This is a genomic window from Candidatus Eisenbacteria bacterium, assembly GCA_020847735.1.
In the GTDB taxonomy this organism is placed as follows: domain Bacteria; phylum Eisenbacteria; class RBG-16-71-46; order RBG-16-71-46; family RBG-16-71-46; genus CAIXRL01.
Genome location: JADLBL010000015.1, coordinates 245,269 through 267,177, shown reverse-complemented (window position 1 = coordinate 267,177; position 21,909 = coordinate 245,269). Strand labels below are relative to the sequence as shown.

Annotated in this window: 20 protein-coding genes; 6 read left to right on the top strand and 14 right to left on the bottom strand. The window is 70.9% G+C overall.

The window, feature by feature from the left end; genetic code table 11:
• Window positions 1–45 precede the first annotated feature (45 nt).
• The 5 genes from IT347_07440 to IT347_07420 form a co-directional block, all read right to left on the bottom strand.
• Window positions 46–921, bottom strand: coding sequence for an SPFH/Band 7/PHB domain protein (locus tag IT347_07440; protein ID MCC6349407.1), 876 nt, complete (start codon window positions 919–921; stop codon window positions 46–48).
• Between the two features lie 2 nt (window positions 922–923).
• Window positions 924–1,358: an NfeD family protein gene (locus tag IT347_07435; protein MCC6349406.1), complete on the bottom strand. Its 435-nt coding sequence runs from the start codon at window positions 1,356–1,358 to the stop codon at window positions 924–926.
• A 254-nt stretch (window positions 1,359–1,612) separates the two neighbouring features.
• A complete protein-coding gene (locus IT347_07430) occupies window positions 1,613–2,359 on the bottom strand; it encodes a DUF4114 domain-containing protein (protein MCC6349405.1) in 747 nt (248 codons plus the stop codon).
• A 337-nt stretch (window positions 2,360–2,696) separates the two neighbouring features.
• Window positions 2,697–3,710: a DUF3078 domain-containing protein gene (locus IT347_07425; protein MCC6349404.1), complete on the bottom strand. Its 1,014-nt coding sequence runs from the start codon at window positions 3,708–3,710 to the stop codon at window positions 2,697–2,699.
• 141 nt (window positions 3,711–3,851) lie between these two features.
• The gene (locus tag IT347_07420) at window positions 3,852–4,691 is read right to left on the bottom strand and encodes an OmpA family protein (GenBank protein ID MCC6349403.1); all 840 of its coding nucleotides are present in this window, start codon (window positions 4,689–4,691) and stop codon (window positions 3,852–3,854) included.
• A gap of 78 nt (window positions 4,692–4,769) precedes the next feature.
• On the opposite strand from IT347_07420, the gene IT347_07415 reads away from it, so the two are divergent.
• The gene (locus tag IT347_07415) at window positions 4,770–5,447 is read left to right on the top strand and encodes a redoxin domain-containing protein (protein ID MCC6349402.1); all 678 of its coding nucleotides are present in this window, start codon (window positions 4,770–4,772) and stop codon (window positions 5,445–5,447) included.
• Between the two features lie 53 nt (window positions 5,448–5,500).
• On the opposite strand, the gene rsgA is transcribed toward IT347_07415, so the two are convergent.
• The 3 genes from rsgA to IT347_07400 all read right to left on the bottom strand — a co-directional run bounded on the left by rsgA (window position 5,501) and on the right by IT347_07400 (window position 9,428).
• Entirely contained in the window at window positions 5,501–6,571 is a 1,071-nt protein-coding gene (gene rsgA / locus IT347_07410) for a ribosome small subunit-dependent GTPase A (GenBank protein MCC6349401.1), read from the bottom strand.
• A 317-nt stretch (window positions 6,572–6,888) separates the two neighbouring features.
• Window positions 6,889–8,214 carry an ABC transporter permease gene (locus tag IT347_07405; GenBank protein ID MCC6349400.1) on the bottom strand — a complete coding sequence of 442 codons (1,326 nt, stop codon included), beginning with the start codon at window positions 8,212–8,214 and terminating at the stop codon, window positions 6,889–6,891.
• Entirely contained in the window at window positions 8,211–9,428 is a 1,218-nt protein-coding gene (locus IT347_07400; protein MCC6349399.1) for an ABC transporter permease, read from the bottom strand. The genes IT347_07405 and IT347_07400 overlap by 4 nt, the downstream gene beginning before the upstream one ends.
• A 230-nt stretch (window positions 9,429–9,658) precedes the next feature.
• Here IT347_07400 and IT347_07395 point away from each other — a divergent pair, with 230 nt between their 5' ends.
• The 4 genes from IT347_07395 (at window position 9,659) to IT347_07380 (ending at window position 14,686) form a co-directional block, all read left to right on the top strand.
• Complete coding sequence (locus IT347_07395; GenBank protein ID MCC6349398.1) at window positions 9,659–10,249, top strand: DUF4126 domain-containing protein; 591 nt, start codon at window positions 9,659–9,661, stop codon at window positions 10,247–10,249.
• A gap of 206 nt (window positions 10,250–10,455) precedes the next feature.
• Window positions 10,456–13,368 carry a protein kinase gene (locus IT347_07390; GenBank protein ID MCC6349397.1) on the top strand — a complete coding sequence of 971 codons (2,913 nt, stop codon included), beginning with the start codon at window positions 10,456–10,458 and terminating at the stop codon, window positions 13,366–13,368.
• A 262-nt stretch (window positions 13,369–13,630) separates the two neighbouring features.
• Window positions 13,631–14,290 carry a peptide-methionine (S)-S-oxide reductase MsrA gene (gene msrA / locus IT347_07385; protein MCC6349396.1) on the top strand — a complete coding sequence of 220 codons (660 nt, stop codon included), beginning with the start codon at window positions 13,631–13,633 and terminating at the stop codon, window positions 14,288–14,290.
• Window positions 14,291–14,323: 33 nt separating this feature from the next.
• Window positions 14,324–14,686: a cupin gene (locus IT347_07380; protein ID MCC6349395.1), complete on the top strand. Its 363-nt coding sequence runs from the start codon at window positions 14,324–14,326 to the stop codon at window positions 14,684–14,686.
• Between the two features lie 77 nt (window positions 14,687–14,763).
• On the opposite strand, the gene IT347_07375 is transcribed toward IT347_07380, so the two are convergent.
• The 6 genes from IT347_07375 to IT347_07350 all read right to left on the bottom strand — a co-directional run bounded on the left by IT347_07375 (window position 14,764) and on the right by IT347_07350 (window position 20,811).
• Window positions 14,764–16,302, bottom strand: coding sequence for a carboxypeptidase M32 (locus IT347_07375; GenBank protein ID MCC6349394.1), 1,539 nt, complete (start codon window positions 16,300–16,302; stop codon window positions 14,764–14,766).
• A gap of 44 nt (window positions 16,303–16,346) precedes the next feature.
• On the bottom strand, window positions 16,347–16,793 hold the full coding sequence (locus IT347_07370) for a peptidylprolyl isomerase (protein MCC6349393.1): 447 nt from the start codon (window positions 16,791–16,793) through the stop codon (window positions 16,347–16,349).
• A gap of 147 nt (window positions 16,794–16,940) precedes the next feature.
• The gene (locus IT347_07365) at window positions 16,941–17,954 is read right to left on the bottom strand and encodes an inorganic phosphate transporter (GenBank protein MCC6349392.1); all 1,014 of its coding nucleotides are present in this window, start codon (window positions 17,952–17,954) and stop codon (window positions 16,941–16,943) included.
• 5 nt (window positions 17,955–17,959) lie between these two features.
• Window positions 17,960–18,577 carry a DUF47 domain-containing protein gene (locus IT347_07360; protein ID MCC6349391.1) on the bottom strand — a complete coding sequence of 206 codons (618 nt, stop codon included), beginning with the start codon at window positions 18,575–18,577 and terminating at the stop codon, window positions 17,960–17,962.
• Window positions 18,578–18,701: 124 nt separating this feature from the next.
• Window positions 18,702–19,697, bottom strand: a complete 996-nt coding sequence (locus tag IT347_07355) for a D-alanine--D-alanine ligase (GenBank protein MCC6349390.1) — start codon at window positions 19,695–19,697, stop codon at window positions 18,702–18,704.
• A 76-nt stretch (window positions 19,698–19,773) separates the two neighbouring features.
• Entirely contained in the window at window positions 19,774–20,811 is a 1,038-nt protein-coding gene (locus tag IT347_07350; GenBank protein ID MCC6349389.1) for a putative zinc-binding metallopeptidase, read from the bottom strand.
• A gap of 189 nt (window positions 20,812–21,000) precedes the next feature.
• Between IT347_07350 and IT347_07345 the strand changes: the two genes are divergently transcribed.
• Complete coding sequence (locus IT347_07345; GenBank protein ID MCC6349388.1) at window positions 21,001–21,852, top strand: class I SAM-dependent methyltransferase; 852 nt, start codon at window positions 21,001–21,003, stop codon at window positions 21,850–21,852.
• The last annotated feature ends 57 nt before the right edge of the window (window positions 21,853–21,909 follow it).

Here is a 21,909-nt window from a genome sequence, read left to right as displayed (position 1 = left end):
CGCCCCATTCGGGCGCGGGCCGCCGCCGTTCGTCGGACTCCGGGCTCAGCGCTTGAGCGGCACCACGTTCTTGTCATCGAGCCCGAGCACGTTCACGAGCTCGGAGCCCGTCGGAATGATGTACTTGGCCTGCGAGGCGAGCACGGTGTTGAGCACGTCGAGCCGCTTGCTCGCCTCGGCGCGCTCCTTGAAGAAGCTCTCGGCGGCGTTGGAGACCATTTCGATCGCCTTCGCCTCCGCGGTCGCGCGGGTGATCCGCGCCTGCGCGTCGCCCTCGGCCTTGAGGATCTCGGACTGTTTCACGCCCTCGGCCTGAAGGATCTGCGACTGCTTGACGCCCTCGGACTCGAGGATCGCGGCGCGCTTGTCGCGCTCGGCCTTCATCTGGCGCGACATGGCTTCGGTGATGTCGGCGGGCGGGTCGATCTTCTGCACCTCGACGCGGGTCACCTTGACGCCCCACGTGTTCGTCGCCTCGTCGAGCACGTTGCGCAGGTTGGAGTTGATCATGTCGCGCGCCGTGAGCGTCTCGTCGAGCGACTTGTCGCCGATCAGGTTGCGCAGGTTGGTCTGCGCGAGCGTCGTCGCGGCGTAGGCGAAGTTCTGCACTTCGAAGGTGGCCTTCACCGGGTCGCTGATGCGGTAGTAGATGACCGCGTCCACGGTCACGAGCACGTTGTCCTTGGTGATGACCTTCTGCGGCTCGACGTTGATGACGCGCTCGCGCATGTCCACCTTGATCATGTCCTCGATGATCGGAACCAGGAACGTCAGCCCGGAGTCCACGGTGTTGCGGTAGCGGCCCAGGCGCAGCACCAGCCCCTTTTCGAACTGGCTCACGATGCGCGCCGAGCGCGCGAGCGAGATGAGGGTGATGAACAGGGCGATGATGAGCAGGAAGAAGCCGATCTGCGCGATCATGGTTACCTCACCTGAAGGGTGACGCCGTGGATGCCGGCCACGGTGACCCGTGCTCCCGGCTCGAAGGGCCCCGCGCCGGGTGCGGGCTCGGCGCGCCAGACTTCGTCGCCCAGCTTCACCTGACCGGCCTCGTGATCGGCGATGCGCTGAACGACCACGCCTTCGCGGTCCACCAGCGCATCGGTGTTGGTCCTGACCTTCGGCGTATGGATGCGGCTGCGGACCATTCGCCGCCCGATGGCGATGTACAGGATGCAGAGCACGCTCGCGGTGATGAAGCCCGCGACGGGGCTGCCGAAGGCGAGCCCGAGTCCGCCGCCGAGGACGAACGCCGAGCCGATGAGGACGAGGTCGAAGCCGGCGAAGCCGCCGAGCGAAGCCTCGACGAGAATGAGCACGGCGCCCGCGACGATGAGCACCCAGTTCCAGACGTTCATGCGACCCACCTCCCGATGTCGCGCGGCGTGCGCCGCGCGCGCGGGAATATGCGGGCGGCCCGAAGCGAGGGCAAGCGTGGAGCGGGGCGCCGGGCGGCGAACGGCGGAAGGCGTCCGAGCGCACTCCGGCAAGTGGCCCCGGCGCGGGGCCGGTCGGCGGCCCCGGGGAGCGGGCGGGCCCGCGGCGGAGGGCGGAGCGAACGCGAACCGCCCGGCGAGCGGACTCGCCGGGCGGTTCGCGTTCGGCGCGGGACTCAGCGGTAGCGGATCTTGAGCGCGCCCATGGACAGGCGCAGCGCCGGCGTCACGCCGACCGCGGTGACCTCGAAGAGGAAATCATTGAAGTCGTTGTCGGTCGCGGCGCAGCAGGGGCCGATGTTGGCGCCGGTATCGAGATCCTCGAAGCATACGAGCCAGGTGTTCGGGCCGCGCAGGCGCGAGATGTCGAAGACGAGCGCCTGGACGTCGCCGTCGAAGGGCGCGTGCAGCGCTCCGGCTCCCGACGGACCGCGGTCGTTGTAGAAGCGGTTCGTGAAGAACTTCTCCGGTTCCGGCGCGTTGACGGCGCCGTAGGTGCCGTTCGGGTTCATGTAGAAGCCGAAATGCTGCGCCGCGCCGAGCGCGATGAAGACCGGAGGATTCGAGGCGTTCGCCGGGCCGGTGAACACGAGGCCGTCGTCAATGCCGTCAATGACGGGCATCGAACCGGTTTCCTTGTACCAGCCGACGTAGTTGGAGTTCGCGTTGCCCGCGACCTCCTTGATGATGAGGGCCTCGAAGCCACCGTCCACCCAGTACCAGGGATCCGGATCGCCCGCGTGGTAGCCGAGATAGTCGGTCTGCACGTTGATCGCGCCGACGCCGTACTTCGCGTCCACGATCTTCTGCAGCTCGTTGTTGGGGCCGTCCCAGCTCGCGCCCCACACGACCGGGAAGGCCGCGGCGGGACGAGCGGCGGCGAGCAGCAGCACGCACGCGACCAGAAGGAGCCAGCGATTCACGAAGCATCCTCGGCAGGTGATGTCGAGCAAGACGTCCGGGCGCTCCTGCGATCGCCGGCGGCCAGCGGGGGATTACAGTGCGGAAAGTTTATCCAGTGCCGGACCCGCGATTCCAGTGGTGTTTTTGGAATGGGGCGGGCCGGGCGGCCCGGCGCCTCCCGGGCGCCATGTTCGACGCCGGCAGGCCGAAGCCCTGCCCCGACGCGAGTGGACACTCGCACCCCGGGGCGACCGGCCCGGGCGCGTTGGCCGCCATCAGGTTGCCGCCCGGGTCGCCCGCCGATCCCGGCCAGCCTGCGCGGCGCTGTCTGTGAGCCCCAATCCGGCCCCCGGAAGTTCAGAAGATCTGGTACTTGAGCGCCAGAGCCAGGGTCTCCTTGAACTGGCCGGCCTTGCGGACGCTCCTGCTGATTTCGGCGGTCCGGACTGCCAGCGGGCTGGAGGGATCCACGTTCGTGGCGTTGTCGAACTTGTCGTAGACCCATTGGGCGAACAGCTCGACACCGAGGCTCCTGGTGATCTGGGCCGAGAAGAGACTTTGGGCGCCGAGGTCGGCCGTTCGCCAGTAGCCGGCCACATTCTCATGAGCGGGGACCGCCGCGCGGGCCTCGGCGTCGAAGGCTTTCAGGTCGCTCGCGTCCGAGAAGAACAGCGGCTGGAAGACGAGGAGCGACCCGGTCCAGAGCACCTTCTTCTGCAGGATCGGCTGCTTGACGCTCGTCTGCCATTCGAGGCCGCCGTCGAGGGTCGTGTAGCGCTCCTTCCCGATCGGCGGGCCGGCGGTCAGCGTGCGCCCGATCGCCTGGCGCAGGCCGAAGCCGAGCCGCGTGATCGCCTCCGAGTCGGCGGACTTGCGCAGCACGCGCGCGATGCCGGCGCTCTCCTTGAGCTTCACCGGATTGAAGCGGAGCACGCCGAGCGGGTTGCTCTGGTCTTCGAACTGCGTCTCCCCGCGAAGCGAAAGATAAGGATCCAGCGGCCCCGTCGTGGTCCAGCGGCCGACCGTTTCGAGCACGATCTGGTCGGTGGTCTTGTCCGGGGTGTCCCAGGTCCGGCCGCCCGCGCCATCCTCCACCTGCTTCGACGTCTGGCCGTAGGCGAGCTGGAGGGTGTTGAGCAGGTTGAAGTGCGAGCTGAACTGCCGTTCGGCCGAGGCGTTGGCCCCGAGCACCCAGACGATCGAGCCCTTGTCACCGCCCGCCCAGTTCGAACTGAACGAACTCTGCGAGAGGTTGAGGTTCAGGACGGTCGTGTACTTCCACGGGCCGGGCTCGAGGGACTTCGCCTCGTCGGCGAGCGCGGGGCTGGAGAGCAACAGGGCGAGAACGACGGCGAGCGCACGTGGGCGCATGTCGGAAGCCTCCGGGCAGGACGGGGGGACGCGGAGCCGAAAGCCGGAAGGCGAACGGAACCTCCGGCTCGGGCGGACGTGAAGACGGGCCGGGGACGTCGGCGTCCCCGGCCCGTTCGACGCGCGGCGGAGCCGCGGGCTTCAGCGTTCGATCTTGACGTTGCCGGGCAGCACCTGCGGGTTCAGCACCTTGAGCTCGACGCGGCGGTTCTCCTGCAGTTCCGCGGCGGTGCGCTCCTGGTTGAGCGGCTGCGACTCGCCGTAGCCCTTCGCGACGAGGTTGTCCGAACGCAGCGCCGAGAAATGGCTGAGCAGGTACTCGCGCACCGACTCGGCGCGCGACTGCGAAAGCCTGCGGTTCGCGGCCGCCGCGCCGCGGCTGTCGGAGTGCCCGCCGATCTCGATCTGCAGGTCGGGATACTTGGCGAGCGCCTCACCGGCCTCGTTCAACGACTTTTCGGACTCCGGCAGGAGCTTCGCGCTGCCGGTCTCGAAAAGGATGTTCTGCAGCCGCACGGTGCCGCCTTCGACCAGCTGGCGCTCGACCTCGGTCTTGGGCGCCGGCGGCGGGGGCGGCGGAGCCGGCGCGGGCGGCGGCGTCACGGGCTTGGGCTGTTCGACCGGGGGCGTGACGGCGGCCATCGGCGACTGGCTCGCCGAGCAGCCTTGCTTGTCGGCCTTCTCCCCCTTGGGCGTGTTCGGGCAGCGGTCCAGCTCGTCGCAGACGCCGTCGCCGTCCGCGTCCGAGGAGCAGCCCCACTGGTCCACGGCGCAACCCTTGGGAGTGTCCGGACAATAGTCCACGCGGTCGTAGACACCGTCGCCGTCCAGGTCCACCGCCGGCCAGCGGAAGCACGGCGCGTTCGGGTCCACCTTGCCGAGCGACTTGGGCAGCGGGTTGGCCGACGCCAGCCCAGCCGCCATCATCGTCGTGGCAAGCGCCAGCAGCAGGCCGGCAATGAGGTTGAACTTCCTGTTCATGCGTGCCTCCTCACGTTCGAGTGAAACTTCCCCTGGATGGTTGTTGGGACTGCCCGGGTAGACTAGCCTTTCGCGGCCATGAAATACACCCGTGCTGATCCGCGAGTCTTACCGCGCATCTTCCTGCCCCTGTGCCTCGGCGTGCTGGCCGTGGCCGGCGGGCCCGTCGCGCGGGCCGGCGCGCACGAGCATTCGCAGCCTCGCGTGCCGCTCGATTCGCTGCGGGCGCACCCGGAGCTGGGCCCGGACTCCGGCGTCGAGCTGATCGGCCGGCCGGCGCGCGAGTTCCGCTTCTCGCGCTGGCTGCGCACGGCTCCGCTCACGCCCGACTCGCTGCGCGGCAAGGTCGTGCTCATCCGCTTCTGGACGGACGATTGCCGCTTCTGCCGCAACACGCTGCCGGCGGTCGAGAAGCTGCGCGAACGCTTCGCGCCTCGCGGGCTGGTCGTGCTCGGCGCCTACCATCCGAACGAGCCCGGGGCCGTGAGCGACAGCCTCGTCCTCGCGTGGGCGTCCAGGTACGGTTTCGGGGGTCCGATCGCGGTGGACGACCAGTGGGCGACGCTCCGGCACTGGTGGCTGGACGGCCATCCCGACCGCAACTGGGTCTCGGTCTCGTTCCTGCTCGATCGCGACGGGATCGTACGCTGGGTGCACGGGGGTGGCGAATACCACCCCTCGGGGGAACTTCTGCACCGCTCCTGCGACGTGTCCTACCGCGAACTGGACCGGAAGATCGAGGAGCTGCTGCGCTGACCTCCCCGGATCGGCCCTGCGGTTCCGATCCGCGCGCTGGCGCGCACGACCCTTCACCTCCAGCGATCCGCCTTGGGGTGCCGCTTCATGGACTTCGAGATCGCCTTCCACTTCGAGGCGGCTTCGGAGCGCGCGCGGGCGTCCTGCCGGGCGGCGAGCCAGGCCAGCTCGCGCTGAAGCTTCGCCCACGACGCGTGCCGCTCCGCGTCCAGCTCGCCGCGTTCGAGCGCGGCGAGCACCTCGCAGCCCGGCTCGCGTTCGTGCCGGCAATCGCGAAACCGGCAGCGACGGGCGAGCTCGGCGATCTCTGGGAACGCTTCGCCGAGCCCCGATTCGTCGCCCCACAGCTGCAGCTCGCGCATGCCGGGCGTATCGAGCAGCAGCGCGCCGCCGGGCAGCGGCACGAGCTCGCGATGCGTGGTCGTGTGCCGCCCGCGCGAATCGTCCTCGCGAACGCCGCCCGTCGCCTGCCGCGGTTCGCCGAGCAGGGCGTTGACGAGGGTGCTCTTGCCGACGCCGGACGAGCCCAGCAGAGCGACCGTCCGGCCCGGCGCGAGCCAGCGCGCGAGCGTCCCGACGCCGCGGCCTTCGAGCGCCGAGAGCGCCACGACGGCGACGCCCGGCGCGACCGCCTCGGTGGCGGCGATCAGCGCCCCGGGGTCGGAGGCGAGGTCGGCCTTGTTGAGGACCACGACCGGCTCGGCGCCGCTATCCCACGCCGAGGCCAGGTAGCGCTCGATGCGGCGCGGATTGAAGTCGCCGTCGAGCCCGCTGACCAGGAAGACGGTGTCCACGTTGGCGGCCACGACCTGCTCCTCGGTGTTCCCGCCGGCGACCTTTCGCACGAACGCGCTGGTCCGCGGCAGCAGCGCGTGCACGACGGCCGACGACGCGGCGCCCGGCCGCAGGGCCACCCAGTCGCCGACGGCAGGCAGCTCGGCGCGCGAGCGCGCCTCGTGCCGCAACCGGCCGGCCAGCTCGGCGGAACGGGCACCGCCTTCGTCGAGCACGACGTAGCGGTCGCGGTCCTCGCGTGCCACGCGCGCGGGCGTCAGGCCGGCGGCACGGTGCGGAGCGAAGGCGGTTTCGAAGCGGGCATTCCAGCCCAGCGAAGACAGGGACATGGCGGTGGCGCCTTTCGAGAGGGTTGCGCGCGGACGCGCCGAGCGGCGCGACCGATGGGTCGGGACGAGGCGCGGGCGTCACGATCGGGCGCGAAAACGAAACGCCGCTCCTGAGCGGAGCGGCGCGGGCGGCGAGGGGTGCTCTCTCGGCGCTAGGCGCTGGGCCGGACAGGGCGTGACGCGCGGGAAACCGACACGGTGGCTTCCATGGACTCGCTCCTTCCGGCGTACGGCCGCGCGCACCACGCGCGCGGCGACGTGGGCGGCAATCTAGTCGGATCCGGCCGCGGGCGCAACGGGAAAATCCGCCGCCGGCGCTACTCGAAGCGCATCGCCTCGACGGGATCGAGCCGGGCCGCCTTCATCGCGGGCTGCAGGCCGAAGAAGACGCCGACGGCCACCGACGTCCCGAACGCGAGCAGCACGGCCCACAGGGGCGTGTGCGCCGGCAGGGGGCTGACGGCGCGCACGATCTGTCCGAGGCCGGCGCCGAGGGTGATGCCGATGACGCCGCCGAGGCCGGTCAGCATCGTCGCCTCGAGCAGGAACTGGACGAGGATCGTCACCCGCCGGGCGCCGACGGCCTTGCGCAGTCCGATCTCGCGGGTCCGCTCGGTGACCGCGACCAGCATGATGTTCATCACGCCGATGCCGCCGACGACGAGCGCGATGGAGGAGATGATCAGCATCACGGCGAAGGTCGCCCCGGTGAGCTGGTCGTAGAGTTCCGACAGCGACTGCTCCGTGAGCACCGCGAAGTTGTCCGGCTGATCCGAGCGCAGCCCGCGGCGGGTGCGCAGCAGCTCGCGGATCTCGTCCACCGCGGCCGCCGTCCGCTCCGGGCTCACGGCGACGGCGTTCAAGTAGTAGTAGCCGCGCTTGGGCACGTAGAACGGCGCGTTCGGAGGCGGCGGGAAATACTTCTCGAGCGTCGTGTAGGGAATCGTGATCAGCTCGTCGGGGTTGTCGAACAGGCTGCGACCCTTGGGTTCCAGTTCGCCGACGATCACGAACGGCTGCCCGCCCAGGTGCACGGTCTTGCCGATGGCGCTGCCGCCCCTCGGGAACAGTCCTTCGCGGATGTCCTTGCCGATGACCATGACCTGCGCGCGGCGCTGCACCTCCTCGTCGGTGAAGAACCGCCCGACGGCCGGGTCGTACTTGAGCACGTACTGAACCTGCGTGTCGGAGCCGAGCACCTGGAGCCCGCGTGAGGTGTGCCCGCGGTACGAGACGGTGGCGCCCTCGGCGAAGCTCATGACGTTGACGTACGCGACGTCGGGACACTGTTCGCGGATCGCCCGGGCGTCCTCGGGCGTGAAGGCCTTGCGGTGGCGCAGGCTGTCGGGAAAGCCCCCGACGAAGAACCCGGGGCGGAAGGTGCGCACGTAGATGACGTGCGAGCCGAACTGGTTGATGGAACGCGAGACGCTCTGATTGAAGCCTTCGATGATGCTGGCCATCGCCACCACGGTCATCACGCCGATGACGACGCCGAGCGTCGTGAGCAGCGAGCGCAGGGTGTGCGCGCGCAGCGAATGGAACGCCATGCGCAGGACTTCGCCGAGCATGCCGGTCGTCGCGCCGCGCGCGGCGGAAGGCGCCGGCGGGCCCGCCGGGGTCCCCGTTCCCGTTTCCGTCATTCGTACCTCAGCGCCTCGATCGGGTCCTGGCGGGCCGCGCGCGTCGCCGGGTAGGAGCCGAAGAACACCCCGACCAGGGTCGAGGTCACGAGCCCGAGCACGACCGCGAGCGGGCTCACGAAGATCGGCAGCGGCGACACCGCGCCGATGAGCAGCGCGATCAGCACGCCCAGGGCCAGCCCGACCACGCCGCCGGCCATGGCGATGGTCGTGGACTCGATCAGGAACTGGAACAGGATGTCGCGGCGGCGCGCCCCGAGCGCCTTGCGGATTCCGATCTCCCGGGTCCGCTCGGTCACGGAGACCAGCATGATGTTCATGATCACGATGCCGCCCACGACGAGCGAGATGAGCGACACGCCGACGATGACCACGAACAGCGCGCCCGAGAGGTTCTTCCACAGGCTCATGAGCATCTCGGGGGTCACGATCTCGAAGTTGTCGGCCTGCCCCGGTCGCAGGTGGCGGGCCACGCGCAGGATCGCGCGGCTCTCGTCCTGCGCCTGTTCGAAGTCCGCGGGCGAGTGGCTGCGCACCTTGATGTCCACGCTCGCGACCCGCCCCCAGATCCGCTCGAACAGGCCGAACGGAACGACGACGTACAGGTCGCGGCTCTGGCCGAACGCCGAGCCCTTGCGCTCGCCGACGCCGACCACGGTCAGGCGGTTCGCGCCGAGCCGCAGGTCGCGTCCGACCGGGTCGGCGTTGCCGAACAGCTCGTCGGCGACGTCGGCGCCGATCACGCACACGGGCGCGTGGGCCAGTTCGTCGGCTTCCGACAACGCGCGCCCGCGCGCGACGGGCAGGTCGTCCACGAGCATGTAGTCGGGCTCCACGCCGGTGATGCGCACGCTGCCCAGCGAGCGCGAGCCCCGACGGAGCGGAGCGCTGGCCTGGCGCTCGGCGACCGCGGCCGCGACGTGCGGCGCGTTGCGGGCGATGAGCGCGGCGTCTTCGCGTGTGAGCGGGGGGCGGCGCAGGCGGTCCTGGAACGTGAGGTTGTCGAACGCCAGCCCGACCCGGTCGATCGTGAAGACGTTGGACCCCGAGGACATGAGCTGCTTCGCGACATACTGGTTCAGGCCCTGCACGAGCGACATGACGGCGATCACCGACGAGACGCCGATGATCACACCGAGCAGGGTCAGGAACGACCGCATCTTGTTCGCGCGCAGCGCCGTCAGCGCGACGCCCGCGCTCTCGCGCAGGTTCATGGTCCGTCCGTGGCTCGCCGGAAGCCGTGGGTCGGCGGCGCAGCGGCGCCGCTCAGGCTCCGGCGGACGCAGTCTAGCCGCTCCTCCCGGCCGGCGCGCGCCGGCATGGCCCGCCGCGGCGCGACACGCCCGACGCCCGCCGGCGGCGGTGGATCGTCGCGCGATGGCCACGGTCGCCGCGCCGGGGTAACTTCCGCGCCGTGAACCTGCAGCCCGACACCACGCACCTGATGGCGATCGCCGCCGCGCTCGGCTGGGCCAGCGGCCTGCGCTTCTACGCGGTCGTGTTCGTCACCGGCCTCGTCGGCCGACTCGGCTGGGTGCACCTGCCGCCGGGCCTCGAGGTGCTCCAGAGCCCGCTGGTGCTCGGAGCGAGCGGCCTGATGCTGCTCGTCGAGTTCCTCGCGGACAAGATTCCGGCGCTGGATTCTCTGTGGGACATCGTCCACACGATCGTGCGCGTGCCGGGCGGCGCGGCGCTCGCGGCGGCGGTGTTCGGCGTGGACCACGGCAGCATGGCGGTGATCGCGGGGCTGCTCGGCGGCACGCTGGCGGCCGTGAGCCACACCGCCAGGTCCACGGCGCGCACCGCCGCGAACACCTCGCCCGAGCCGTTCTCGAACTTCGGGCTGTCGCTGCTCGACGACGTGGCGGCGCCATTCGCGCTGTGGCTCGCCTGGGCGCACCCGTGGATCTTCTTTCCGGTGCTCGCGGTCGTGGTGATCGCGATGGTCGCCGTGACGTGGATGCTCGCGCGCTTCCTGCATCGCCTCGTGCGCCGGGTCGCCGGCTGGTTCGCGCCGGAGCGCGCGCGGGCCTGAACGCGCGTGGATCGCGCACTCCGAAGCGGAGGCATCGCGAGAATGTTGCGGCGGGTCGCGCCGTTCGCGTGATAACTTGTTTCCCCGTTCTCGCCACGAATCGTCCGCCTTCCGTCCCGGACCCGACTCTGAGCACGCTCCCTGATTCCCTCGCGACGGCGCTGGCCGACCGCTACCTCATCGAACGCGAACTCGGACGCGGCGGCATGGCGACGGTGTACCTCGCCGACGACCTCAAGCACCGTCGCAAGGTGGCGCTCAAGGTGATGCGGCCGGAGCTTGCGGCCGCGATCGGCCCCGACCGCTTTCTCCGCGAAATCGAAGTGGCGGCGCGGCTCTCGCACCCGCATGTCCTGCCGCTCTTCGACTCGGGCGCGGCCGCCGGGCAGCTCTACTATGTGATGCCGTACGTCGCCGGCGAGTCGCTACGCGCGCGGCTGGATCGCGAGCGCCAGTTGCCGCTCGAGGAGGCGCTGCGGCTCGCCCGTGAGATCGCCGGCGCGCTCGGGCACGCGCACGCGCAGGGCCTCGTGCACCGCGACGTCAAGCCCGAGAACGTGCTGCTCTCGGACGGTATCGCGATGGTGGCGGACTTCGGCATCGCCCGCGCGACCTCGCGCGACGCCGCCACGACGACGATCGCGGCGACGCACGCGGCGACCGAAGCGGGCTTCACGCTCGGAACCCCGCTGTACATGGCGCCTGAGCAGGCCGCCGGCGACGCGGGGCTCGACGGGCGCGCGGACCAGTACGGCCTGGCCTGCGTGCTGTACGAGATGCTCGCGGGCCAGCCGCCGTTCACCGCGGGGTCCGTACCGGCACTGCTCGCCCGGCACGCCCGCGACCCGGTGCCGCCCCTGCGCTCGGTGCGGCCGGGAATACCCGACGCGGTCGAACGCGTGATCGAGAAGGCGCTCGCCAAGGCGCCGGCGGACCGGCACGCCGGCATGGCACGCTTCGCCGAGGCGCTGGCGATGGCCGTCGCCGGCGCGCGCACGCCGACACCGGCGCCCGCGCAGCGCGAGCGCGCCGTGCCGGGCAACCTGCCGAAACAGCGCACGAGTTTCGTCGGCCGCGTGCGCGAGCTGGCCGAATGTGCGCGCCGCATGGGCGAGACGCGCCTGCTGACGCTCACGGGCGTGGGAGGCTGCGGCAAGACGCGGCTGGGCCTGCGGCTCGCCGAGAGCCTGCTCGAGACCCACCCCGACGGCGCCTGGTGGGTGGATCTCGCGCCGGTGTCCGAGGACTCGCGCCTGACGCTCGCGCTGGCGACCACGCTGGGCGTGCAGGAGGAGGCGGGCCGTCCGCTGCTCGAGACGATCGCACGCCACCTCGAGGGCCGGCGCGTGCTGCTCGTGCTCGATAACTGCGAGCACCTGCTCGCGGCGACGGCTGAGGCGGCCGACGCGCTGTTGTCCGCGACCGAGCACGTGCGCATCCTCGTCACCAGCCGCGAGGGGCTCGGCATCGAGGGCGAGCACGTGTTCGCGCTGCGCTCGCTCGGCGTGCCGAGCGCCGCCGCGCAGACCGACCTGCACGCGGTCGAGGAGTCCGACGCGGTGCAGTTGTTCGTGGACCGCGCCCGACTCGCGTCGAGCGATTTCGCGCTCACCGCGGCCACAGCGCCCGCCGTCGCCGAGATCTGTCGCCGTCTCGACGGGATGCCGCTCGCGATCGAGCTGGCGGCGGCGCGGATCAAGATGCTCACCGCGGAGCAGATCCGCGCCAGGCTCGACGACCGTTTCAAGCTGCTGACCGGCGGCAGCAAGGCGCTCGCACGCCACCAGACGCTGCGGGCAACGATTCAGTGGAGCGTGGACCAGCTCGAGCCGCCCGAACAGGCCCTGTTCCGCGATCTGGCCGTGTTCGCGGGCGGTTGGACGCTTCCCGATGCGGTCGCGGTCGCGGGCGAGGACGCCGACGAGTTCGACGTGCTCGACCGGCTGACGCACCTCGCGGACAAGTCGCTGGTCACGGTGGGCCGCGAGGACGGCGAGGCTCGCTACTCGATGCTCGAGACGGTTCGCCAGTACGCGCTCGAGATGCTCAACGCCTCGCCGGGTCGCGACGCGGTTCGGGGCCGTCACCTCGGGCGCTTCGTGCGGTTCGTCCAGGACTACGACCGTCGCTACGAGGAGCAGCCCACGTCGGAACTGCACCGCATGGTGGACCGCGAGCTGGAGAACATCCTGGCCGCGCATGTCTGGTGCGACCACGCCGAGAACGGCGCTGAGCTCGGGCTGGCGCTGCTCGTGCCGCTCCGCCGATACTGCCCCGATCGCGGGCTGCTCGAACTGGGCATGCGCGTGATCCGCGAGGCACTCGCCCGTGGCGACCAGTCGGCGCGGACCGGGGGCCGGGCGCGCGCCCTTTCGATGCTTTCCGACATGTGCTATTTCCGCGGCACCTACGGCGACGCGCTCGCGACCGGGCGCGAGGCGCTCGGCATCGCGCGCGGGCTCGCGGAACCGATGGTGCTGCTGTCGGCCCTCGATGCCGCCGCGTGCGCTGCCTATGCCGCGGGCGAGGTCCAGCAGGCCCGCGCCCTGTGTGAGGAGTACGTGGCGGAGGCGCGCAGCGCACGGAAGGCGCAGCCGCTGACCAGCGCGCTCACCTACCTCGGCGAGATCCTGCGCTCGGAGGGCGACGCGGAATCCGCATTGCGGATCTACGATGAGCTGCTGCCGATGGCCCGGCACCGCCACCATCCGGCGGGCCTCGCGATCACGCTCGGCAACTTCGCCATGCTCCGCGCGACCGTCGGCGACGTGCGGGGCGCGCTGGCGGCGATCGCGGAAGCCGCCGGCCACGCGGCCGATTCCGGCTCGAAGCGCATCTTCGTCGCGGCGCTGGACGTCACCGCGGGACTCGCGGCGCTGCTCGGCGAGCCGGCGACGACGGCCCGCTTCTACGGCGCGTCCGAGACGGCGTACGCGCGCACCGGCGCGCAGCGCGAGCCGGCCGACGCGCGCTTCCACGACCCGCTCCGGCGCCGCGCCGAGGAGGCGATGGGTTCGTCCGAGTTCGCGACCGCCCACGCCGCCGGTGGCGCGCTGCCGCTGGAGGCGGCATTCGCCGAGGCGCACGTGTGGCTCAAGGACCGCGCCGCGGGCAGTTGAGCGCGGCGTGCCAGGCGCGGGGCTCCGGAGTTCGGGACGCGCCGCATCGCGACGACCGCTCGTTTTCCTACCGCCGGTGCCGCGCCCTCGCCGGCCGTCGCGGCGACAGTGCCGGACACCGCTCGCGGCCATACGTGCCAGGGACCTCGGGTATGCCGAATCCCTTGCAAACACCGGGCAATCCCGAGAGCGCGGGGACCATCTGCACGCCTGCCGCGCACCCGGCGCGGCACCGTGGTTTCCACCCTCCGGATGCCGGCCCATGTTCCACTTTCGCCCGCTCATCGCCTCTGCCTGGCTCCTCGGCAGCGTGTGGTTCGCCAACTTCGCCTCGGCGGCCGCACCCGCCGGCGCCGCGCCCGGGACCTCCACGGCACGAGCCGACACCGCGATCTTCGCGGGCGGCTGCTTCTGGTCCATGGAGTCGCAGTTCGAGGGCGTGCCGGGGGTTCTCTCGGTGGTCTCCGGCTACACCGGCGGCCGGACGGCGAACCCGACCTACGAGGAGGTCTGTTCGGAAACGACCGGCCACCTCGAAGCGGTGCGCATCGCCTTCGATCCCGCGAGGATCGGCTATGCGGAACTGCTCGATCGCTACTGGCACGGCATTGACCCGACGCAGTCCGACGGCCAGTTCTGCGATCGGGGCGAGTCCTACACGAGCGCGGTCTTCTACCGGAACGCGGCGCAGCAGCGCGTCGCGTTGCAGACGCGCGCGGCGCTGACCGGGGCGGGCGGCCTGAAGGGCCGCGTCGTGACGCAGGTCCGGCCCGCGCAGGCCTTCTGGCCGGCCGAGGAGTATCACCAGGACTTCGCGCGCAGGAACCCGGAGCGCTATCGTGCCTACCGCACGGGCTGCGGACGCGATCGCAGTCTCGACCGTGTCTGGGGCGCGAGGGCCGTCCGGCCGCTCGCGCACTGATCCCGGACGCCTCCGCTCGATGAGGTGAAGCGCTTGCCTGTCCACATCGCCGCCCCGACCCGTGTCACGGCCGCCGGCAGCAAGCCGAAATGGATTGACGAGTACGTCGGCCGGGCGAACAACGGCGAATCACGCGTGAGCATCGCGCACATGCGAAGTCCCGCGGGCTGGCGCGAGCCGGCGCAGGCGCCGGAGTTCGACGAGTACACCGTGGTGCTGCGCGGCTGCCTGCGGGTCGAGCATGACGGCGGCGCGCTCGACGTGCGGGCGGGCGAGGCGGTCCTGACGCGCGCGGGCGAACGCGTGCGCTACTCGAGTCCGGGCGAGGACGGCGCCGAATACGTCGCCGTCTGCCTGCCGGCCTTCTCCCCGGGTCTCGTGCACCGGGAGGACTGAGCGGCCGGGCGACGCGCGAAAGGCCGGCGCCGCCGGCGGCAGGAGCGTCGCGCGTTCGCGGCGCCCGCGCCGCAAGCTCACGCGGTCGTGGCGGCTCCCACCCGTTCGCTCTCGGCGAGCCCGTAGAGCGGCTGGTACTTGCCCCACAGGTAGTCGAGGTAGGGCTCGAGCGACATCGGCGCGCCCGTCGCGCGGCGCACCAGCTCGTCGGGCGGGAACTTCGCCCCGTGCTGGTAGACGTTCTCGCGCAGCCAGTCGTGCAGCGAGCCGAAGCGGCCCTGCTCGATCTCGGCCGGGATGGCCGGCTTCGCGGCGCGGGCCGCCGCGAAGATCTGGGCGCTCAGGATGTTGCCCAGCGTGTAGCCCTGGAACGCCCCGCCGATCACGCCCGAGTACCAGTGCACGTCCTGCAGCACGCCGTTGCGGTCGTCCGGAACGGGCAGGCCGAAATCGGCTTCGAACCGCTCGCGCCACACGCGCGCCAGGTCGGCGACCGCGACGCGACCCTCGAGCAGGTCCAGCTCGAGGTCGAAGCGCAGCATGACGTGCAGGTTGTAGGTGACCTCGTCGGCGTCCACGCGGATCAGCGAGCGTTCGACCTTGTTGATCGCGCGGTGGAACGTCTCGAGCGGAACCCTGCCGAGCTGCGAGGGGAACGTCGCCTGCAGGCGCGGGTAGAAATGGCGCCAGAAGCCGAGGCTGCGGCCGACGAGGTTCTCCCACAGCCGCGACTGGCTTTCGTGCACGCCCGACGAGGCGCCGTTCGCGAGCGGCGTGCCCTCGAACTCGCGGCGGATGCCCTGTTCGTACACGGCGTGCCCGCACTCGTGCAGCGTCGAGAACAGCGCGTCGGTGACGTCGTCCTCGCGTACGCGCGTGGTGATGCGCACGTCGCCGAGCGAGAACTTGGTCATGTAGGGGTGATGCGTCAGGTCCTGCCGGCCGCGCTCGAAGTCGTAACCGTAGGCCCGGAGTACCTCGACGCCGAAGGCGAGCTGGTCGGCCGCGGGCGCGAACTGCTTGAGGCACGCGTCGTCGGCCGGCGGGCGCGACGTGATGGCGCGCACGATCGGCACGAGCCGCGCGCGCAGGTCGCGGAACAGGGGCCGGATGGTGCTCGCCTTCATGCCGTGGTCGGAGAAATCAATGAGCGGATCGGCGATGCTCTCCCAACCCGAAAAACAGTTCGCCATGCGGCGGCTCAGGTCCAACGTCCTGTCGAGCAGCGGCCGCACGGCCGCGAAATCGTTCGCGGGCCGCGCCGCGGTCCATGCCTGGTAGATGGTCGCGGTGTGCTCGTTGAACTCGGCGACGAGCGCCGTGGGGATCCGCACGGCCTGCTCGTACTCGCGGCGCGCGACGCGCACGAGCGCGGCCTCGTCGGAGTCGGCGGGCAGCGTCGCGGACTCCTTCTCGGCCTGCTCGATGAGCCGGCCGACGGCGGGGTCGGTGAACCTCTCGTGAGCGAGCCGGCTGAGCAGCGCGGTCTGGCGACCGCGCGCGGGCGCGCCGCCGGGCGGCATGTAGGTGGTCTGGTCCCAGCGCAGCAGCGCGGCCGCGTGGTTCAGGTCGAACACTTCGAGCAGGCGGAGCTTGAGGTCCTCGATCACCTTCATGCGGGGTTCTCCGTGGCGGGTGGGCGCGGGCGCGACCCGGGGCTTCAGCCGATCTCGATCGTGACTCGGTCCATCGTGAGCTTCTCGCTGGTCCGGCCGGAGGCCGAGCCGCACGCCTCGAGCGCGCGCAGCGTGGCTTCGCCGCCTTCGACGGCGCCGAAGATGCTGTGCTTGCCGTCGAGCCACGGCGTCGGCACGAACGTGAGGAAGAACTGGCTGCCGTCGGTGCCCGGGCCGGCGTTCGCCATGGACAGCAACCCGCCGCGGTCGTGGCGCACGTCCTTCGAGTACTCGCCGTCGAACTTGTAGCCGGGGCCGCCGGTGCCGGTGCCGAGCGGGCAGCCGCCCTGCGCCATGAACTCGGGGATCACGCGGTGGAACGTGAGCCCGTCGAAGAACCCGAGTCGCGCGAGGTAGGCGAAGCTCGTGACGTGCATGGGCGCGGTGTCGGGCAGCAGGCGGATCACGAGCTCGCCCTTGTTCGTGGCCATACGGGCGCGCCAGCTCTCTCCGGGAGCGAAGGCGGCCGCCGCGGGACGGGGCAACCGCGTACGCCAGTCGGGCTGCGAACGGTCAACGGCGGCGCGGGCAACGAGGTCGTCAATGCGCTGCATGATTTCTCCGGTCGGGGCGCGGGTCTAGAGCAGCCCGCTGAGGTGAATGAGCTTCAGGCAGATCGCCGCCACGATAGCAGCCGCCGGCATGGTGAGCACCCATGCCCAGACGATGCGGCTGGCGACGCCCCAGCGGACGGCGGAAAGCCTCCCGGTGGCGCTCACGCCGGCGCCGACGATGGCGCCGGTGATGGTGTGCGTGGTGGAGACGGGAACGCCCATCGCGCTGGCGCCGAACAGGGCGCAGGCGCCGGCGGTCTCGGCGCAGAAGCCGCCGACCGGCTGCAGCTTGGTGATGCTCATGCCCATGGTCTTCACGATCCGCCAGCCGCCCGAAAGCGTGCCGAGCCCGATCGCGCCGTAGCTGGAAAGGATGACCCAGAACGGCACGTGAAAGTCGCCGCTGAGGTGGCCCGTCGAGTAGAGCAGCGCGGTGATGATGCCCGCCGTCTTCTGCGCGTCGTTCGAGCCGTGGCCGAGGCTGAACAGCGCCGCCGAGACGAGCTGGAGCCGCCGAAAAAGTACGTCCACCCGGCGCGGCGTGGACCGCCGGAAGATCCACACCGTCGCCAGCATCAGCCCGAAGCCGAGCACCAGGCCGAGGACGGGCGAGATGACGATGAAGGCCACCGTCTTCAGCACCCCCGAGGCGACGATCGCCCCCGGCCCGGCGTCCAGCAGCGCCGAGCCCACGAAGGCGCCGATCAGGGCGTGGGACGACGAGGTGGGCAGTCCCCACCACCAGGTGAGGATATTCCAGGCCAGCGCGCCGGTCAGCGAGCCCAGCACGATGGCGGGCGTCACGATGTCCGGGTGCACGGTTCCCTTGGCGATCGTCTGCGCGACGTGCACGCCGAAGACGCCGAATGCCGCGAAGTTGAAGAACGCCGCCCACGCGACGGCCTGGCGGGGCGACAGCACCCGGGTGCTGACGATGGTCGCGATCGAGTTGGCCGCGTCGTGGAAGCCGTTGCTGTAGTCGAACGCGAGCGCGACCGCGATGACGAACAGGATTTCCGGCGGGAAAGGCAGCGCCATGGGCGTCAGCGGCTCTTGATCACGATGGACTCGATCGTGTTCGCGACGTCCTCGCACTGGTCCGCCGCGTTCTCGAGCCGGCCGATGATCTCCTTCCAGCGCAGGATGTCGAGCACCTCGTGGCGGCCGGTGAACAGCTCGCCGACGACCTGCCTCGAAATGATGTCGGCCTCGTTCTCGAGCCGGTTGATCTCGATCGTGAACGACATCAGGTTCTGCATGTTCTTGAGGCCGTCCACGGCCTTCTCGATCTGGCGTCCGCACTCGGCGAGAATCGCGGTCATGCGCACGGCTTCGGGGCGCGAGGAGGTGATGCCGAACAGCAGCAGCCGGCTGCCGATCGCCTCGGCCGCGTCCACGACGTCGTCGAGCCCGCTGGCGAGGTCGTGAATGTCGTCGCGTTCCAGCGGCGTGATGAACGTGCGGTTGAGCTTCTCGAACAGCTCGTGCGTGACGAGGTCGGCGCGGTGCTCGGTTTCCCGGAGCGCCTTCGCGCGCTCCTCGAGCCGGTCGAACTTCTCCATCATCTCGTGCAGCTGGTCGCAGCTGCTGCGGACCAGTTCGGCCTGCTTGCGGAACAGCAGGAAGAAGTCCTCTTCCTTCGGGAACAGGGAGAGCTTCACGGCCGCCTCGGGATTTCGGGGTGGGACGACGGAGCGTCGTTCGGTGAGGCCGGGGAGGCTTAGCACCGGGTTCGGGATCTGGCAACGCGTGGCACGCAGCGCCTCGCGGCCGCGGTCGCGGCGCTCAGTCCAGTCGGCCGGGGCGCGACACGGCGAGACCCAGGATGCGCGCGAGCAGCGCCCGGTAGCCGAGTCCGGCCGCGGCGGCGGCGCTGGAGAACTCCTCCTTTTCGGCGATCTCGGGATTGGGGTTCGCTTCGAGCAGGTAGAGCTCGCCCTTCGAGGTGAGGCGGTAATCCACCCGCGCGTAGCCGTCGAGCTCGAGCATGCGGTACACGCGCCGCGTGGTGCGCTGAATCAGCCGTTCGACGGCCGGCTCGAGTTCGCCGGCGCGGCGGATGTCGATGCGGTGCTTCTTCTGGTACTCGGGGCTGTGCTTGACGCGCGCGGTCGCGATCGGCTCGCCCGACTCGACGAGCTTGCCGAAATCCAGCTCCCAGGTCGGCAGCACGCGCAACCGTTCGTTGCCGATCACGCCCACGTACAGCTCGCGTCCCTCGATGTACTCCTCGACCAGCGCGTCGGAGCCGATGGACTCGTGGATGAAGCGCACGCGCTCGGCGAGCTTCTCGTCGCTTTCGACGATGCTGGCCTGCGAAATGCCGAGCGAGGCCTCTTCGCTGACGCTCTTCACGAACAGCGGAAAGCGCAGCCTCTTCGGCCGGACGACCTTGCGCCCTCGTGGGACGACGAAGAACGCGGGCACGCGCACGCGGTGGTAGGCGGCGATCTTCTTGGTGATCGCCTTGCTGCGGGCGAGCACGAGGCCTCGCGGATTGCAGCCGGTGTACGCGAGCTTGAGCAGCTCGAGGTAGGCGACCACATGCTGGTCGAAGTTCGAGACGCCGTGGAACTCCTCGAGGAGATTGAAGACGACTTCGGGCTTCCACTCCTCGGCGGCGACGCGAATCGGGTTCAGCTCCTCCTGCACGCCGAGCGCGCGCACCTCGTGCCCGAGGCCGCGCAGGTTCGAGACCACGTCGTACTCGGTCTTCCAGAGATTGATCTCCTCCGGCGTGCGGCCTTTGAGCGTGTCGGGTGGCACGAGCGTCGGGTGCATGACGACGAGGATGCGCAGGGGCTTCTTCACGAGCCCGCCCCGCCGGGACGCGCGGCCGGCGCCACGCAGGGCCCGTTCACAGCGCCACCCAGTTTCGCCGGCTGTAGTGGAAGTGCACGGTGCGCACGGTGAGCAGCAGCGCCACGTCCACCCGCAGGCGGCGCTCGCTGCCCGAGGCGCGCAGGTCGAGCACCCGGCAACTGGCGATGACGTCGTCCAGCACGCGCTCGATGGTGAACGGCGACTCGCCGGTGAAGCGCGACACGAGCCGGCGGATCTCGCGCCGGTTGCGCGACAGGAAGCGGCTGGCGGCGTCGCCGCGGCGGCCGGGCTCGGCGGGGAAGAGCCGCTGCAGGTCGCGGTCCGGCACGCTCGGCCGCCAGCGCGACAGCGCTTCCTGACGGTCGGCGTAGTGTTCGCCCAGCGTGCGGCGCACCGAGTCGAGAGGCTCGACGGTGCGGCGCGCGCGAACGGTCGGTGCGACGCCGCGCAGTTCGCGCATCGCTTCGGAGACCCACTCGAGCTTGCGCAGCGCGGGCCAGCCCGCGTAGCGCCGCCGCCACGGATAGCGCGGCGTGAGCCAGATCGCGAAGGTTTCGGCGAAGTCCTCGTCGGGGTGCGCCTGCGCGTAGTACTGCCGCAGGTGCTGGACGTGGCGCTGGCTCGAGGGGTCGGGCCGGTAGGTGACGGGGTAGGGCTTGTGGGTGTTCCCGAACAGCCGCCGCCAGCCGCCGCGGCGGCTGAGACGCCAGGCGTGCTGCGCGCAGTGACCGGATTCGTGCCGCAGGATCTGCAGGCACTCCTCGCGCGTGCCGCCCTCGGCTTCGAGCAGCATGCGGCGCTCGAGCCGCAGCAGCCGCGGGTGCGCGAGGTAGAAGGGAATCGCGATGCCGGGCACGCCTTCGGGGGAGAACCACTCGGTCGAGAGCCACGCGTGCGGCTTCAGGCGCAGCCCGCGCGCCTCGAGTTCGGCCCACACCTCGTGCACGCGCGCCTCCGCCCACGAACCTTCCAGGCGCAGTCCGAGATCGCTGAAACGCAGGTCGAGCAGGTGCTCGTCGGACAACGATGCCCAGCGCGTCGGCGCGCGCCGGGACGCAGGACGGCCGGCCATGGCTCTCCGGCGCGGCGCGCTTCGCGCCGCGCGAAAGGGATGCGTTTGACGCTCCGCGCCGCCCTCGCGAACATGCGCGGCCCGGCGTGCCCCGCCGGGTGCGAACGGAATCGGCCGCATGATACTTGAGAGAGGGTCCATGCCAAGCTTGCTGGTCAGCGAAGCCGCGCCGTCCGCGGACCCGGCGCGATGACGTCCCCCGCGCGGGGCCGCAGGCCGCCTCCCGGCGCCTATCGCGACCGTCACGCCCTTTACGAAGTCGCCGTGCAGGGCGTGGACTGGGACCTGGATTTTCTCGAACGGGTCTATCGCGCCCGCAACGGCCGCGAGGCCCGCGTGTTTCGCGAGGACTTCTGCAGCACGGCCGCGCTGGCCGTGGGCTGGGCGCAGCGCCACCCCGCGAACCGCGCGTGGGCGGTGGACCTGGATCCCGAGCCGCTCGCGTGGGCGCGCCGGCATCGCCTGCCGTTCGCGCGCGGCACCGGGGGGCGCGTGACGCTGGTGCGCGGCGATGTGCGCCGCGTGCGGAGGCCGCTGGCGGACGTGACCTGCGCCCTGAACTTTTCATGGTGGATCTTTCATGCGCGCGCCGACCTGCTGGCGTACCTGCGCGCGGCGAGGGCGTCGCTGGCTCCGGGGGGCGTGCTGGTGCTGAACGCCTTCGGAGGATCACGCGCCGAGCGGACGCTCGAAGAGCGCACGCGCAAGGGCGCCGCGAACGGCCCGGACGGCGAGGCCGTTCCGGGCTTCACCTATGTCTGGGAGCAGGCGCGCTTCGAGCCGCTGACCAGGAATCTCGTGGCGCACATTCATTTCGAGCTTCGCGACGGCACGGTCCTGCGCAGGGCCTTCACCTACGACTGGCGCATGTACACGCTGCCCGAACTGCGCGACGCCGTGATGGAGGCCGGCTTCCGCGACTTCGAAGTCTGGAGCGAAGGCTGGGACGCCGCGCGGCGAACGCACACCGGCCGCCTGCACCGCCGCGCGAAGCTCGACAACGACGATTGCTGGATCGCGTACTGCGTGGCGTACCGGTAGGGGTGGGGCGCGGTGGCGCAGCGCGCCCGGACGCGATGGCGCCCGCCCGCCGTTTGC

Bases quoted from the DNA above. Each gene is read 5' to 3' on its own strand.
- IT347_07440 (MCC6349407.1), bottom strand. From the start codon at position 921: ATGATCGCGCAGATCGGCTTCTTCCTGCTCATCATCGCCCTGTTCATC.
- IT347_07435 (MCC6349406.1), bottom strand. From the start codon at position 1,358: ATGAACGTCTGGAACTGGGTGCTCATCGTCGCGGGCGCCGTGCTCATT.
- IT347_07425 (MCC6349404.1), bottom strand. From the start codon at position 3,710: ATGCGCCCACGTGCGCTCGCCGTCGTTCTCGCCCTGTTGCTCTCCAGC.
- IT347_07420 (MCC6349403.1), bottom strand. From the start codon at position 4,691: ATGAACAGGAAGTTCAACCTCATTGCCGGCCTGCTGCTGGCGCTTGCC.
- IT347_07415 (MCC6349402.1), top strand. From the start codon at position 4,770: ATGAAATACACCCGTGCTGATCCGCGAGTCTTACCGCGCATCTTCCTG.
- rsgA (MCC6349401.1), bottom strand. From the start codon at position 6,571: ATGTCCCTGTCTTCGCTGGGCTGGAATGCCCGCTTCGAAACCGCCTTC.
- IT347_07405 (MCC6349400.1), bottom strand. From the start codon at position 8,214: ATGACGGAAACGGGAACGGGGACCCCGGCGGGCCCGCCGGCGCCTTCC.
- IT347_07400 (MCC6349399.1), bottom strand. From the start codon at position 9,428: ATGAACCTGCGCGAGAGCGCGGGCGTCGCGCTGACGGCGCTGCGCGCG.
- IT347_07395 (MCC6349398.1), top strand. From the start codon at position 9,659: ATGGCGATCGCCGCCGCGCTCGGCTGGGCCAGCGGCCTGCGCTTCTAC.
- IT347_07390 (MCC6349397.1), top strand. From the start codon at position 10,456: ATGGCGACGGTGTACCTCGCCGACGACCTCAAGCACCGTCGCAAGGTG.
- msrA (MCC6349396.1), top strand. From the start codon at position 13,631: ATGTTCCACTTTCGCCCGCTCATCGCCTCTGCCTGGCTCCTCGGCAGC.
- IT347_07375 (MCC6349394.1), bottom strand. From the start codon at position 16,302: ATGAAGGTGATCGAGGACCTCAAGCTCCGCCTGCTCGAAGTGTTCGAC.
- IT347_07370 (MCC6349393.1), bottom strand. From the start codon at position 16,793: ATGGCCACGAACAAGGGCGAGCTCGTGATCCGCCTGCTGCCCGACACC.
- IT347_07365 (MCC6349392.1), bottom strand. From the start codon at position 17,954: ATGGCGCTGCCTTTCCCGCCGGAAATCCTGTTCGTCATCGCGGTCGCG.
- IT347_07355 (MCC6349390.1), bottom strand. From the start codon at position 19,697: ATGCACCCGACGCTCGTGCCACCCGACACGCTCAAAGGCCGCACGCCG.
- IT347_07350 (MCC6349389.1), bottom strand. From the start codon at position 20,811: ATGGCCGGCCGTCCTGCGTCCCGGCGCGCGCCGACGCGCTGGGCATCG.
- IT347_07345 (MCC6349388.1), top strand. From the start codon at position 21,001: ATGACGTCCCCCGCGCGGGGCCGCAGGCCGCCTCCCGGCGCCTATCGC.